The sequence below is a fragment of the Stenotrophomonas sp. GL_111 genome (assembly GCF_057835245.1).
The window spans coordinates 4,044,243-4,057,809 of record NZ_CM174421.1; the positions used below are offsets into that span (position 1 = coordinate 4,044,243).

Annotated in this window: 15 protein-coding genes; 10 read left to right on the forward strand and 5 right to left on the reverse strand. The window is 67.0% G+C overall.

Annotated features, from left to right (window positions below):
* The first annotated feature begins 143 nt into the window (after positions 1-143).
* From AC3IPM_RS17975 to AC3IPM_RS18000, 6 genes are read left to right on the forward strand one after another with little or no spacing between them, the layout of a single operon-like run.
* Entirely contained in the window at positions 144-2,972 is a 2,829-nt protein-coding gene (locus AC3IPM_RS17975) for a monovalent cation/H+ antiporter subunit A (RefSeq protein WP_489301602.1), read from the forward strand.
* Positions 2,972-3,358, forward strand: coding sequence for a Na+/H+ antiporter subunit C (locus tag AC3IPM_RS17980; RefSeq protein ID WP_489301603.1), 387 nt, complete (start codon positions 2,972-2,974; stop codon positions 3,356-3,358). Before AC3IPM_RS17975 ends, AC3IPM_RS17980 begins: the two co-directional genes overlap by 1 nt.
* Positions 3,355-4,890 carry a monovalent cation/H+ antiporter subunit D gene (locus AC3IPM_RS17985; RefSeq protein WP_489301604.1) on the forward strand — a complete coding sequence of 512 codons (1,536 nt, stop codon included), beginning with the start codon at positions 3,355-3,357 and terminating at the stop codon, positions 4,888-4,890. The genes AC3IPM_RS17980 and AC3IPM_RS17985 overlap by 4 nt, the downstream gene beginning before the upstream one ends.
* Positions 4,887-5,393 carry a Na+/H+ antiporter subunit E gene (locus AC3IPM_RS17990; protein WP_489301605.1) on the forward strand — a complete coding sequence of 169 codons (507 nt, stop codon included), beginning with the start codon at positions 4,887-4,889 and terminating at the stop codon, positions 5,391-5,393. The genes AC3IPM_RS17985 and AC3IPM_RS17990 overlap by 4 nt, the downstream gene beginning before the upstream one ends.
* Positions 5,390-5,674, forward strand: coding sequence for a K+/H+ antiporter subunit F (locus AC3IPM_RS17995; protein ID WP_489292761.1), 285 nt, complete (start codon positions 5,390-5,392; stop codon positions 5,672-5,674). Before AC3IPM_RS17990 ends, AC3IPM_RS17995 begins: the two co-directional genes overlap by 4 nt.
* Positions 5,671-6,048: a Na+/H+ antiporter subunit G gene (locus tag AC3IPM_RS18000; RefSeq protein ID WP_489301606.1), complete on the forward strand. Its 378-nt coding sequence runs from the start codon at positions 5,671-5,673 to the stop codon at positions 6,046-6,048. Before AC3IPM_RS17995 ends, AC3IPM_RS18000 begins: the two co-directional genes overlap by 4 nt.
* Before the next feature lie 56 nt (positions 6,049-6,104).
* Here AC3IPM_RS18000 and AC3IPM_RS18005 read toward each other — a convergent pair whose 3' ends face one another.
* Positions 6,105-7,058, reverse strand: a complete 954-nt coding sequence (locus AC3IPM_RS18005) for a sodium:calcium antiporter (protein ID WP_489301607.1) — start codon at positions 7,056-7,058, stop codon at positions 6,105-6,107.
* Positions 7,059-7,194: 136 nt separating this feature from the next.
* Positions 7,195-7,797 carry a hypothetical protein gene (locus AC3IPM_RS18010; protein WP_489301608.1) on the reverse strand — a complete coding sequence of 201 codons (603 nt, stop codon included), beginning with the start codon at positions 7,795-7,797 and terminating at the stop codon, positions 7,195-7,197.
* A gap of 133 nt (positions 7,798-7,930) precedes the next feature.
* On the opposite strand from AC3IPM_RS18010, the gene AC3IPM_RS18015 reads away from it, so the two are divergent.
* The 3 genes from AC3IPM_RS18015 to AC3IPM_RS18025 all read left to right on the forward strand — a co-directional run bounded on the left by AC3IPM_RS18015 (position 7,931) and on the right by AC3IPM_RS18025 (position 9,075).
* Positions 7,931-8,467, forward strand: a complete 537-nt coding sequence (locus AC3IPM_RS18015) for a hypothetical protein (RefSeq protein ID WP_489301609.1) — start codon at positions 7,931-7,933, stop codon at positions 8,465-8,467.
* Positions 8,468-8,563: 96 nt separating this feature from the next.
* Positions 8,564-8,815 carry a type II toxin-antitoxin system Phd/YefM family antitoxin gene (locus AC3IPM_RS18020; RefSeq protein ID WP_489301610.1) on the forward strand — a complete coding sequence of 84 codons (252 nt, stop codon included), beginning with the start codon at positions 8,564-8,566 and terminating at the stop codon, positions 8,813-8,815.
* Positions 8,812-9,075: a Txe/YoeB family addiction module toxin gene (locus AC3IPM_RS18025; RefSeq protein WP_489301611.1), complete on the forward strand. Its 264-nt coding sequence runs from the start codon at positions 8,812-8,814 to the stop codon at positions 9,073-9,075. Before AC3IPM_RS18020 ends, AC3IPM_RS18025 begins: the two co-directional genes overlap by 4 nt.
* Before the next feature lie 39 nt (positions 9,076-9,114).
* On the opposite strand, the gene hmgA is transcribed toward AC3IPM_RS18025, so the two are convergent.
* Positions 9,115-10,416 (reverse strand): homogentisate 1,2-dioxygenase, encoded by a 1,302-nt coding sequence (gene hmgA / locus AC3IPM_RS18030; RefSeq protein ID WP_489301612.1) that lies wholly within the window; start codon positions 10,414-10,416, stop codon positions 9,115-9,117.
* 83 nt (positions 10,417-10,499) lie between these two features.
* Positions 10,500-11,570, reverse strand: a complete 1,071-nt coding sequence (hppD, locus tag AC3IPM_RS18035) for a 4-hydroxyphenylpyruvate dioxygenase (RefSeq protein ID WP_489304202.1) — start codon at positions 11,568-11,570, stop codon at positions 10,500-10,502.
* A 174-nt stretch (positions 11,571-11,744) separates the two neighbouring features.
* On the opposite strand from hppD, the gene AC3IPM_RS18040 reads away from it, so the two are divergent.
* Positions 11,745-12,233, forward strand: coding sequence for a MarR family winged helix-turn-helix transcriptional regulator (locus tag AC3IPM_RS18040; protein WP_489301613.1), 489 nt, complete (start codon positions 11,745-11,747; stop codon positions 12,231-12,233).
* An 8-nt stretch (positions 12,234-12,241) separates the two neighbouring features.
* On the opposite strand, the gene AC3IPM_RS18045 is transcribed toward AC3IPM_RS18040, so the two are convergent.
* Positions 12,242-13,378, reverse strand: a complete 1,137-nt coding sequence (locus AC3IPM_RS18045; protein ID WP_489301614.1) for a hypothetical protein — start codon at positions 13,376-13,378, stop codon at positions 12,242-12,244.
* Between the last annotated feature and the right edge of the window lie 189 nt (positions 13,379-13,567).

Below are 13,567 nucleotides of genomic sequence, written 5' to 3' on the forward strand. Positions count from 1 at the left end.
AACGGTCTCGAATGGGCGCGATACGGAGCCTGAAAAAATGAATCACGCACGTTACATGCAATTGCTTGCGTATTCGGGTGTATCGGCAGCAATTGACTGCCTGTTAGACTAAACGACCTGCTCGTGAATCCCGCATTCCCTGCATGAATCCTAGCCTGCTCCTGCTGCTCGCCCTGCCCTTCCTGATGGCCGTGGCGGTCGCCTCATTCCGCCACACCTCCCGCTCCACGGCCGCCTGGTTGGCCGCGGCCGCCCCATTGGGCGGGCTGGCGCTGCTGGCGAGCATGACCCCGGACATCCTCGCCGGCGGGGTGGTCCGCAGTTTCGGCCAATGGCTGCCGCAGATCGGGCTGGCCTTCTCGCTGCGCCTGGACGGGCTGGCCTGGATGTTCGCCGGGCTGGTGCTGGCCATCGGCGCGTTGGTGGTGATGTACGCCCACTACTACCTCAGCGCGCGCGACAGTGCCCACCGCTTTTACTGCTACCTGCTGCTGTTCATGGGCGCCATGCTGGGCATGGTGCTGTCGGGCAACCTGCTGCTGCTGATGGTGTTCTGGGAAATGACCAGCATCAGCTCGTTCCTGCTGATCGGCTTCTGGTCGCACCGCCAGGACGCCCGCGAAGGCGCGCGGATGGCGCTGGTGGTCACCGGGGGCGGCGGCCTGGCGCTGCTCGGCGGCGTGCTGCTGATCGGGCGCATCGTGGGCAGCTTCGAGCTGGATGTGGTGCTCGCCGCCGGCGATGTCATCCGCGCCAGCGCCCTGTATCCCTGGGCGCTGTTGCTGGTCCTGGCGGGCATCTTCACCAAGAGCGCGCAGTTCCCGTTCCATTTCTGGCTGCCGCACGCGATGGCCGCGCCGACCCCGGTGTCGGCCTACCTGCATTCGGCCACGATGGTCAAAGCCGGCGTGTTCCTGCTCGCGCGGCTGCATCCGGCGCTGGCCGGTACCGACCTGTTCTTCTATACGGTCAGCGGCATCGGCGCGATCACCCTGCTGATCGGGGCCTGGAATGCAATCTTCCAGCATGACCTGAAGGGCCTGCTGGCCTATTCGACCATCTCGCACCTGGGCCTGATCACGATGCTGTTCGGGCTGTCCACGCCGATGGCGGTGGTGGCCGGCGTGTTCCACATCCTCAACCACGCCACCTTCAAGGCGTCGTTGTTCATGGCCGCAGGCATCATCGACCACGAAACCGGCACCCGCGACATGCGCAAGCTGGGCGGGCTGCGGCGGTTGATGCCATTCACCAGCGCACTGGCGATCATCGCCTCGCTGGCCATGGCCGGCATTCCGCTGCTCAACGGTTTCCTGTCCAAGGAAATGCTGTTTGCCGAGGCGTTGAGCGCCGGCGGCCCGGAGACCATGCGCATCGCGATGTCGATCGCCGCGCTGCTGGCCGGCGTGTTCGGCGTGGCCTACAGCCTGCGCTTCGTGCACGACACCTTCTTCGGCAAGGGCCCACACGACCTGGACCGTGTCCCGCACGAACCGCCGCGCTGGATGAAGGTGCCGGTGGAGATCCTGGTGGTGGTCTGCGTGGCCGTGGGCGTGGCCCCGGCGCTGACCATCGCCCCGGTGCTGCATGCGGCCGCCTCCTCCATTCTCGGCCCGGCGATGCCGGCCTACAGCCTGTCGGTGTGGCACGGCTTCAACCTGCCGCTGGCGATGAGCGCACTAGGCGTGGTGGGCGGCATCGCGCTGTATTTCGGCCTGCGCCGGCTGATCAACCTGCACGCCGTGGTAACCCGCACCACCGGCCGCAACGTGTTCCACAAGCAATTGGACCTGGTGTTCGGCTTCGCCCACCGGCTGACCCAGGCGCTGGCCAACGGCAGCCTGCAGCGCATGCTGATGGCGCTGGTGGTGGTGGCGATCATCGTCGCCGCCGCGCCGTTCCTGGCCAGCCCGGGCTCGCCGAACTGGCCCTCGCCGCAGCCGATTCCGCTGCTGGGCTGGGCGCTGTGGCTGGTGATGATGGCCTGCGCGCTGGGCGCTCTGTTCGTGTACCGGCAGCGCCTGCTGGCGGTACTGGTGGTGGGCGGGGTCGGGCTGATGGTGGCGCTGACCTTCGTGTTCCTGTCCGCACCGGACCTGGCCCTGACCCAGCTGCTGGTGGAGATGGTCACCCTGGTGCTGATGCTGCTGGGCATGAACTACCTGCCGGCGCAGTCGGCGCCGGAGAAAGGCCGCTGGCGCAAGCGCCGCGATGCGCTGATCGCGATCATCGGCGGCGGCGGCCTGGCCGCGCTGGCCTACACCGCCATGACCCTGCCGCCCAACACCATGGCCGGCGAGCTGCTCGCACGCGCATTGCCGGAAGCCTATGGGCAGAACGTGGTCAACGTGATCCTGGTCGACTTCCGCGGCTTCGATACCTTCGGTGAGATCACCGTGTTCGGCATCGCCGCGCTGGTGGTGCACGCGATGCTGCGGCGCTCGCGGATGGCACCGGAGCAGCAGATGCCGGGCCCGCCGGTGAAGCTGCCGGTGCCGGCCGACCTGGCCCAGATCATGTTCCCGCTGACCATGACCGTTTCCATCTTCCTGTTCCTGCGCGGCCACAACGCACCCGGTGGCGGCTTCATCGCCGGCCTGGTGCTGGCCGTGCCGCTGCTGATCCAGTACGTGATCCAGGGCACCACCTCGGTGGAGTCGCGGTTCGGGTTCGACTACATCCGCTGCATCGGTGCGGGCCTGCTGATCGCCATCGTCAGCGGCAGCGCCTCGATGCTGTTCGGGGTGCCGTTCCTGACCAGCGGCCACCTGGACCTGTACATCCCGCTGATCGGCGAGGTGCCGCTGGCCAGCGCGATTGGTTTTGATACCGGCGTGTACCTGGTGGTGTTCGGCGGGGCGATGCTGATGCTGTCGATGATGGGCACGATCAAGCCCTCGCGCACCCGCACTGCCCGCAAGGGCGAGATCGATCCCAACCGACGTTCGGCAAGAACCGGGGAGATGCACTGATGGAACTGGCCCTGGCAAGCGCGATCGGCGTGTTGAGTGCGATCGGCATCTACCTGCTCCTGCGTGCGCGCAGCTTCGACGTCATCCTCGGCATGACCTTCCTGTCCTACGCCACCAATCTGTTGATCTTCGCCGGTGGCCGGCTGGTCACGGGCAAGGCGCCGGTGCTGCGCGAAGGCATCGACAGCAACCTGGGCAACTACACCGACCCGCTGCCGCAGGCGCTGGTGCTGACCGCCATCGTGATCGCCTTTGCGATGACCGCGGTGAGCATCGTGCTGGCCATGCGCAGCCGCAGTGACAACCACAGCGACCACGTCGACGCCCACGAAGAAGAAGACGACACCGCCGCCGATACCGCGCCGGGCCGGGAGGGCGGCGCATGAACCATGCGGTGATCCTGCCGATCCTGATTCCGCTGGTGGGTGCGGCCTGCTCGTTGTTCGTCGAACACCGCCGCTACGGCCCCAAGGTGCAGCGCGGCGTGGCCTGGCTGACCATGGCGGCGCTGGCCGCGGCGGTGGCTCTGCTGTTCGCGCAGACCGCCGATGGCAGCATCGCGGTGTACCTGCTCGGCGACTGGCCCTCACGCCTGGGCATCGCCCTGGTTGCCGACCGGCTGTCGGCGTGGATGCTGGTCACCACCGTGCTGCTGGCCATTCCCTGCCTGCTGCATGCGTGCTCGGGCTGGGACCGGCGCGCACCGCACTTCCATGCGTTGTTCCAGTTCCAGTTGGTGGGGCTCAACGGTGCCTTCCTGACCGGCGACATCTTCAACCTGTTCGTGTTCTTCGAGGTGATGCTGATCGCCTCTTACGGGCTGCTGCTCAGCGGCGGGCGCGGCCTGCGCATGCGCATCGGCCTGCACTACGTGGTGTTCAACGTCACCGCCTCGACCCTGTTCCTGATCGCGCTCGGCCTGCTGTACGCCTCGCTCGGTTCGTTGAACATGGCCGAACTGTCCCAGCGCATCGCCGAGGTACCGCCCTCGCACCTGGTGCTGGTCAAGGCCACCATGGGTCTGTTGCTGCTGGTCTTCTGCAGCAAGGCGGCGCTGATGCCGCTGTACCTGTGGCTGCCTGAAGCCTATGCCCGTGCACCGGCCGCGGTGGCCGCGCTGTTCGCGATCATGACCAAGGTCGGCCTGTATGCAGTGCTGCGGGTCAGTTCGTTGTGGTTCGGCGATGAGGCCGGTGCAATGGCCGGCTACGGCAGCGACTGGCTGCTGTGGGCGGGTGTGGCCACGCTGGTGCTCGGCGGCCTGGGTGTCCTGGCTGCGGCGCGTCTGCGCGTGCTGATCTCCTACCTGGTGGTGGTCTCGGCGGCCACGCTGTTCATCGCCTTCGCGGTGCGTACCCCGCAGGTGCTCTCGGCCGGGTTGTACTACCTGCCGCACAGTACCTTCGTGGCCGCCGCGCTGTTCCTGGTTGCCGACCTGATCCGGCGCCGTCGTGGCGGAGCCAGCGACAGGAAGGAAGTCATCGCGCCGATGCCCGGCAAGCAGACCCCGGCGGTGCTGTTCCTGATCGGCGCGGTCTCGGTGGCCGGGCTGCCGCCGCTGTCCGGCTTCCTGGCCAAGGCCGCGCTGCTGGCCGGCATGCCGGCGCAGTACACCGGCTGGGTTTGGCTGGCGGTGCTGGGCAGCAGCCTGATGGTGATCGTCGGGCTGACCCGCGCCGGTATCCGCCTGTTCTGGCGCGTGCCGGTGGTCGAAGACGGCACACCGCCGCCGCGCAAGGCACCCACCCGTACCGTCGAACTGATCGCCGCCGCCCTGCTGCTCAGTTACGGCATCGCGATGAGCGTGTTCGCCGCGCCGCTGGTGCGCCATACCGATGCGATGGCGACCCAGCTGCTGCAGCCTCAGGACTATGTCGGCGAGCTGCGCGCGACCACGCCGGAGATCCGCCAGCCATGACACGCAAACCATCGCTGTACAAGCGCCTGATTCCCTCGCCGTCGCTGAGCGTGATGGTGGTGGCGTTCTGGTTGCTGATGTCCGACAGCTTCACCCTGGGCCAGATCGTGCTGGGCATGATCCTGGGCGTGGTGGTGCCGTTGTTCGCCGCGCGGCTGGACCGCGAGTTCGCCCGGATCGGCTCGCTCAAGCCACTGCCCAAGCTGGTCTGCGTGACCTTGTGGGACATCCTGGTGTCCAACATCCGCGTAGCCATCCAGGTGCTCGGCCCGGAGCGCCGCATCCATCCCGGCTTCATCTGGTTGCCGCTGGACATCGCCAACATCCACGGCATCGCCGCGCTCACCAGCATGATCACGCTGACCCCGGGCACGGTCTCGGCGGCACTGTCCGATGACCGCCGCTACCTGCTGGTGCACGTGCTGCACCTGGACGACCCGGATGCACTGATCCGGCAGATCAAGACGCGCTACGAAGCGCCGTTGATGGAGATCTTCCCATGACCGGTTTCACCTTCATCCAGACCACCATGGTGGTGTGCATGCACGTGGTCGGCCTGGCCATGCTGCTGGCCACCTGGCGCCTGCTGCGCGGCCCGACCGTGCCCGACCGCATCCTGGCGCTGGACACCCTGTCGGTGACGGCGATCGCCGAGCTGATGTTGTTCGGCATGTACCTCAATTCGGCGGTGTACTTCGAGGCGGCGCTGATCATCGCCATGCTCGGCTTCGGCAGCACGGTGGTGCTGAGCAAGTTCGTGCTGCGCCGGGACATCGTCGAATGATCACCTTCATCCAGATCGCGCTGTCGCTGCTGCTGCTGTTCGGCTGCTTCTTCATCCTGATCGGGGCGCTGGGGCTGGTGAAGCTGTCGAGCTTCTTCAAGCGCCTGCATGCGCCGACCAAGGCCAGCACGCTGGGCGTGGGCTGCGTGCTGGTGGGTTCGGTGTGTTACCACATCTTCCTCGGACAGGACCCACAGCCGCGCGAGCTGCTGATCACCGTATTCCTGTTCATCACCGCCCCGATCAGCGCCCACATGATGGCCAAGGCCGCGCTGTCGCTGATGATGGAAAAGCGCCCGATGCTGCCCGGCGATGAGACGGCCAAGGAAGAAGCCGTACCGCCCCCGAAGCCGGACGGCGACGACACCCTGTAGTTCGGTTTCGGTGGGGTAGAGCCACGCCATGCGTGGCTGCGCGGTCTATGCGCAAACTAGGCCCAGACCAGCGCCAACTCCAGCGCCACCCACCCCAGGAACGCCACCACCAGCACCGCGCCTTCGCGTCGGCTGATGGTGAGATTCCCGCGCAGCATCGGGTACAGCACCAGCACGAAGGCGATCGCCGCCGGCAGTTCCAGCTTCACGAACGACTCCGGCAACGCCAGCGGACGGAGTGCGGCCATGCCGCCGATCACCACCAGCAGGTTGAACAGGCTCGAGCCGATCACGTGGCCCAGCACCATGTCGCCCTGCCCACGCCGTGCCGCGGCGATGGCGGCCGCCACTTCGGGCAGCGCGGTGCCGATCGCCACCGGCAACAGGCCCACCAGCAGCGGCGACCAGCCCAGCGCCGCGCCGAACACCGGCGCCGCCTGCACGATCCAGCGCGCGCCGTAGTACAGGCACAGGCCGGCAAACAGTACCCGCAGCACGTTGAGGAACAACCCGGTGCGGGTCATCGCGTAGCCGGCGATGGCCTCGCGTACCGGCTCGGATTCCAGGCGTGCGCGGCGCAGCACGAACGCCAGCAGGGCGACGAAGCCGAGCAGCAGCAGGCCGCCTTCCCAGCGCGTGATCACCCCGTCCAGGCCGAACACGATCAGCGCCAGGCTCGCGACCGCCAGCAGCACCAGCATCGGCGAGAGCAGCCGGGCACGGATCAGCAGCGGCGCCGCCAGGGCGGCCAGGCCCAGGGTCAGGCCAACGTTGACGATGTTGCTGCCCACCGCGTTGCCGAGCGCCAGCTCCTCGGCGCCCACCGCAAAGGCACGCGCGTTGACCACCAGTTCCGGCAACGAGGTACCGAAGGCCACCAGCAGCAGCCCGGCCACGAACGGCGAGGCGCCAAAGCGCTGGGCCAGCCCCGAGGCCGCCTTGACGATGGAGTCCCCGCCCAGTGCCAGCAGCAGCAGACCCAACACGAACCAAGCAGTGGCAGCGATCATCGATGTATCCCCGGGCAGCAAGCGTGGGCCGATTCTAGAGCGGGTGCGGCCGCAGCGGGTGAGCGCAATGTCCGAGCAGGCTCAGCGCGTACCGGGGGCGGGCCGTAGCCGCCCCCGATGACGCCCCACCTTGGGCTCAGGAACAGCCTTCCACGTAGTCCACCTGCGGTGTCTGGCCCACCCGCCAGGCGGTGACGTTGCCATCGCCCCCGATCTCGAAGTTGATCAACGCACCGCCCTCGGTCGCCGGACGCACGCGCAGGTTGTGCCCCTTCTCGTCGTACTTGTGCGGGGTCAGGTCGCCGCGGTCCGGGTACAGGGTCTGCAGCTGGCCCAGCGACATCCCGACCTTGCCGCCGCCCGGGGCCACGATGCGGTCGTTGCGCACGTCGTAGCGCACCAGGCGCTTGCCTTCGATCATCAGGATCACGTCATCGGCCTGTGCACCCTGCGGGCGCAGCGCGTGGCAGTAGTCATCGGGGACATCACCGGTCAATGCCTCCTTCCAGGCGGTGCGCACTTCCTCCACGCTGCTGCCCAGGCGCGCAGGACCATAGCCATCCAGCCGGGCCGGGCCTGCCGCGTCCGCCGCCACCGGTGGCGTGGGCGCTGCCGCAGGTGCCGCCTCAGCGGGTGCGGGCGTTGCCGCCGCGTCCTTGGCGGGCGCCTCTGCGCTGCGGTCGCAACCGCCCAGTGCCAGGGCGATGCCCAGGGCCAGAACGCTTCCCAGCTGCTTCATGTGCGTTTTCTCCTGTGAGTGGCGCCGAGCCTAGCGCGAACCCCGTGCAATGGCTGCATGCACGCACGGGCTTGTCATCGCGCTTTCACCTGACGCGTTCAGGCTCGGCCTGCACCGCATCGACCCCACTCCCATGCAACCGCGCAAGACCGACCTCGCCCGCACCGCCCTGCAGGCCCACCGAGCGCCGCTGGACATGCGCCAGCGACGCCTGCTGATCCTCTGCGACGGCCAACGCGACCTGCCGCAGCTCACCGCCATGATCGGGCCGGAAACGTCAGCGATGGTCATCCAGCTGATCCAGGCCGGCTACCTGGTCTCGGCACCGGCCGCCGCCGGGAACACGCCCGTGGCCGCGCCGGTTGCGGCCGTTTCCGTACCTGTCACCACCGCGGCGCCGACCGAACGCCGCCGCTCGCTGGTGGCCGCGCGCATCTACCTGCTCGGCATCCTGGAGCTGCAGCGGCACCCGCAGGCAGCGGCGCTGTTCCATGCGCTGCAGCAGGCGCGCAGCGATGAGGCGGTGATCGCTGGACTATTGACCGCGCTGGATGCGCTGCCCGGGCTGACCTCATCTGGCTACGCGCAACGGGTGCAGCAGCGACTGCTGGAGGTGCTGCCCACCGAACATGCACATCGGCTGGAGCGTGAGCCGCTGCCCGCAGGGTGACACGAATGCGCGCCGAGGCCATCTGCGACGCGGTCAATTGACCCTGCGAAAGCGATACGTACAATTTTCTGTACATGTACAGCCGAGGGCTCGACGATGCAGATCCTTACTTACAGTGCGGCCCGCGCCGCCTTGGCGGAAACCATGGACCGCGTCATCAACGATCATGAGCCCGTCACCATCACCCGTAGCGGCCAGAAGGCCGTGGTGATGATGTCACTCGAGGACTACCAATCCATCGAAGAAACCGCCTATCTACTACGCTCACCGGCCAACGCCGCACGGCTGGCAGCTGCCATTGAACAGCTTGATGCGGGCGGAGGCACTGCGCGCGAGCTCGCCGAGTGACGTTGCAGTTCTCCGACGTGGCGTGGGAGGACTACCTGCACTGGCAACGCACGGACAAACGCAGGCTGGCGCGGATCAACACGCTGCTGAAAGCAATCCTGCGTGCGCCGTATGAAGGCTTGGGAAAGCCCGAACGGTTGCGTTTCGACAAGACGGGCTGGTGGTCGCGACGCATCGACCAGGAGCATCGCCTGGTTTACCGGGTCGACGCCGGGGTGCTTTTGGTCGCGGCATTGCGCTACCACTACGCCATGCCGTGATGCCCCGACGCTGGTCGTGCTGGCAGCCAGCACCATCGATCATGCCTTGAAATGCTTCTTCAACCCGCTCCAGCACTGCTGGTAGCCGGCCTGCCGGTGCTCCGCCGCCATCGCCTGCGCGGTGGGCCGGATCACGCCGCGGGTTTCGAACATGAAGGCCATCGTGTCCTTGATCTCGTCCGGCCGGCTCAGCTCGGCCGCCGATGCCTTCTCGAACGTGGCCGCATCCGGGCCATGCCCGCTCATGCAGTTGTGCAGCGAGGCCCCGCCCGGCACGAAGCCTTCGGCCTTGGCATCGTAGGCACCGTGGATCAGGCCCATGAACTCGCTGGCGATGTTGCGGTGGAACCACGGTGGACGGAACGTGTCCTGCGCCACCAGCCAGCGCGGCGGGAAGATCGCGAAATCCATGTTACTGGTACCCGGCGTGTCGCTGGGCGAATGCAGCACCAGGAAGATCGACGGGTCCGGATGGTCGTGGCTGATCGAACCGATGGTGTTGAAGCGGCGCAGGTCGTAGCGGTACGGCGCGTAGTTGCCGTGCCAGGCCACCACGTCCAGCGGCGAATGATCGATGTCCGCACGCCACAGCTGGCCCTGGAACTTGGCCACCAGCTCGAAGTTGCCCTCGACATCCTCGAACGCCGCGTTCGGCGTTTCGAAGTCACGCGGATTGGCCAGCCCGTTGGACCCGATCGGGCCAAGGTCGGGAAGCTTCAGCAGCGCGCCGAAGTTCTCACAGATATAGCCGCGCGCCTGCCCGTCGGGCAGTTCGACACGGAAGCGCACGCCGCGCGGTATCACTGCGATCTGCTGCGGTTCGATCTCGATGACACCGAACTCGGTCAGCAGCCGCAACCGGCCCAGCTGCGGCACGATCAGCAGCTCGCCGTCGGCGTTGTAGAAATAGCGGCCCTGCATGTCCGCATTGGCCGCGTACAAATGAATACCCACACCGTGGTGCGCATCCGGCGCGCCGTTACCGCCCATGGTGTACAGCCCCTCGACGAAGTCGGTCGGGGTGGTGGGCAGCGGCAGCGGGTCCCAGCGCAGCTGGTTCGGCGATACCGCACCGTGGGCGAAATCCCCCTGCAGGTATGCCTGCACGAACGGCGTGAACTCGCCGTGGGCCACGGCCGGGCGAATCCGGTACACCCAACTGCGCCGGTTGCTGCCGCGCGGCGCGGTGAACGCGGTGCCCGACAGCTGTTCGGCGTACAGCCCATGCGCAACCCGCTGCGGCGAATTGCGGCCCACCGGCAAGGCACCGGGCACCGCCTCGGTGGCGAACTCGTTGCCGAATCCGGTCTGGTAGCCGCGCGCTGACATCGGGTTGTTCATGGTCCTGCTCCGCCGGAGGCGAGTGATGGGGAAGCACACAACCGTGCCCGCGAACGGGCACGGCTGCCCAAGCGTAGCGGCTTTTACAGCACGCCGCGCTTGATCTGGTCGCGCTCGATGCTCTCGAACAGCGCCGTGAAGTTGCCTTCGCCGAAGCCTTCGTTGCCCTTGCGCTGGATGATCTCGAAGAAGATCGGGCCGATGCAGTTGGTGGTGAAGATCTGCAGCAGCTTGCGCTGGTGGGTTTCCGGATCGGCGTCGATCAGGATCTTGTTCTTGGCCAACCGCGCCACGTCTTCACCATGGCCGGGCACGCGCAGGTCGATCACATCGAAGTAGGTTTCCGGCGTATCCAGGAACTCCACACCCTGGGCACGCATCGCCTCGACGGTCTCGTAGATGTTCTCGGTGAAGCAGGCGATGTGCTGGATGCCCTCGCCCTTGTAGGCGTCGAGGTATTCGTTGATCTGGCTCTTCGGATCGGAGGATTCGTTGAGCGGGATGCGCACGATGCCGTCCGGTGCGGTCATCGCCTTGGACACCAGGCCGGTCTTGAGGCCCTTGATGTCGAAGTAGCGGATTTCGCGGAAGTTGAACAGGCGCTCGTAGTAGTCCGACCACTGCTGCATGTTGCCGAAATACAGGTTGTGGGTCAGGTGGTCGATGAAGGTCAGGCCGAACCCGACCGGGTTCTGCTCGGCGCCTTCGATCGGCGCGTAGTCTTCCTCGAACATGCTGCCGTTGGCGCCATAACGGTCCACCAGGTACAGCATGCAATCGCCGATGCCCTTGATCAGCGGTGCCGGCACGGCCTTGGTTTCCGGCTTGAAGTCGATCGCTTCGGCGCCATTGCCCAGTGCCATCTGGAACACTTCCGCACCGGGCTTCTTGAAGCGGATCGCGAAACCGCAGGCGCTGGGGCCGTGCTTCTCAGCGAAGTCCGAGGCGAACGAATCCGGCTCTTCGTTGACCAGGAAGTTGACGCCGCCCTGGCGGTACACGGTGATGGCGCGCTGCTTGTGACGCAGCACCGCGCTGAATCCCATTTTGCGGAAAAAGGCGTGCAGTTCGGCGCCACGGCCGGCCGGTGCGGCAAACTCGACGAACTCGAAACCGTCGATGCCCATCGGGTTTTCGAAGGTGGTGACCTGCATGCCCGGATTGGGGGCGTGCGAGGCGGTGCTCAGCTGGCTGCTCATGATGTGGCTCCAAAACTAGTCCGCATCGGAAAAAACCAGGTGCGGGCGGAAGGCAGACCCGCGAGAATGCGGAGTCCGGACTGAAGGTTTATAGTTTCACATGAAACCACCATCAAGGTGCACCGCAGCATGAGCCCGCCCGATCCCAGCAGCCACAGCATCCGCGCTTCGCACGCCCTGCTCGACCTGGAGCAGTTCCTGCCGTACCGGCTGAGCGTGCTGTCCAACCGGGTGAGCGGCAATATCGCCAAGCTCTATGGCGACCGTTACGGTCTGGCGATCCCGGAATGGCGGGTCATCACCATCCTGGCGCTGTATCCGGGCTCGTCGGCCAGTGAAGTCTCAGACCGCACCGCGATGGACAAGGTGGCGGTCAGCCGCGCCGTGGCCAGACTGCTGGAGCGGGGCTTCATCAAGCGTGAAACCCATGGCGACGACCGCCGCCGCTCGGTGCTGGCGCTGTCGGCGGCCGGCTTCGAGGTGTACGAGACCATTGCCCCGCTGGTGATCGAGATCACCCGCAAGCTGATGTCCGTGCTCAACGAGGACGAGGAGCTGATGCTGGAGAAGCTGATCCTGCGCCTGGCCGGGGAAGGCCTGCAGCGGATGGACGAATAAGCGGCCGCTCAGCTCAGGTGCTTGCGCCGCGCGTGCACCCACGGCGCGGCCAGTGCGCCGATGGCACCGCCGGCGAAGCCCAGTGAAGCGGCCACGGCCGCCGCTTCGATGGCATTGGGCAGGGCCAGCGCGGCCAGTACCAGCAGCGCCGAAGGCAGCCCGATGAACGTGGCCATGAAGTAGCCCCACCGCGGCGCCCAGGTGCCCACCTGGAGCAGGCTGACCGGCATCCAGTGTTCGGCCGAGGCGTCCTCTTTGACCTTGGCCGCGACCTTGGTCAGGTCGACCTCGACCGGGCCCTTGCCGCCGCGCACGGCGGCCAGCATCTGCGCCACCTCCTCGACCGGCGGGAACGAGGTGGGCCAGGTCACCGGCGCAGGTACGCCGTAGGCAGTGAGCAGCGGCACGCTGATCCATGGTGCCAGCAGCGGGCGCAGCTTGCGCCGATCCAGCACGCACCACACCTGGCTGACCCCGTGCGCCACCACGGCGTACAGCGCCAGCTGGGTCGGCGCGGGGTACGGGAGCATGTTCACCCGCGCGGCCATGCTGTCGTAGCCCATCTGGCGCAGGAACCCCGGCCGGGTGCGGCCCTCGTGCGCCCAGGCCAAGCCCAACGCGCCGACCAGATAGGCCTCGGCCGGGTCCTTCACCCCCACGCTGGCGCGGTCGTCGCTGGCCAGGAAGAACGCCAGTGACTTCGGCTCGGTCACATCGGCCTGGTCCCAGCGCCCGGTATCGCCGAGCACATGTTTGAGTGGCAGCCGCGCCGGTGCGGTTTCGGCCTTGGCCGCGTTCTGCAGGAACGGCAGCACCGAGAGCACGAAGCCCTGCAGGTCGACGCCGCGCAAGCCACTGCCCTGCCATTCGGCCGGAACCAGGCCGGCCAGCGCCGGGTTGCGTGCCAGCAGATCCAGCTGCGACTTCTGCTCAACGAGCTTCTGCACCGCCGCCTTCAGCAGCACGTTGTCCGGCACTGCCACCAGCGGCAGCCGGTAGTGGATCGCGCCCGGCGCCGGGGTATCGGCGTCGGCACCTGCGTGCGCTTCCTGGTCGTCGAGCAGCACCTCGACCGGCGGCAGGCTTACCCCGGCCGGGGTCTCCAGGAGGGTCTCGGAAGTGCTGTCGCTGGCGCCCATCTGCATGCGTTTCAATCCGTTGGTTGTGCGCCACGAACAGCGCGGCATGACGTCCTTGGAGATAGCGGCAACGGGAAGGGGAAATTGAGGGGGAAACGCTTGCGGCGACCCTGCCGGAGAGCAGCCACGCACGGCGTGGTGCTACCCGGGAATCCATGCCCAGAAAAGGTTCAGCCCATAAAAAAGGCCGCTTGC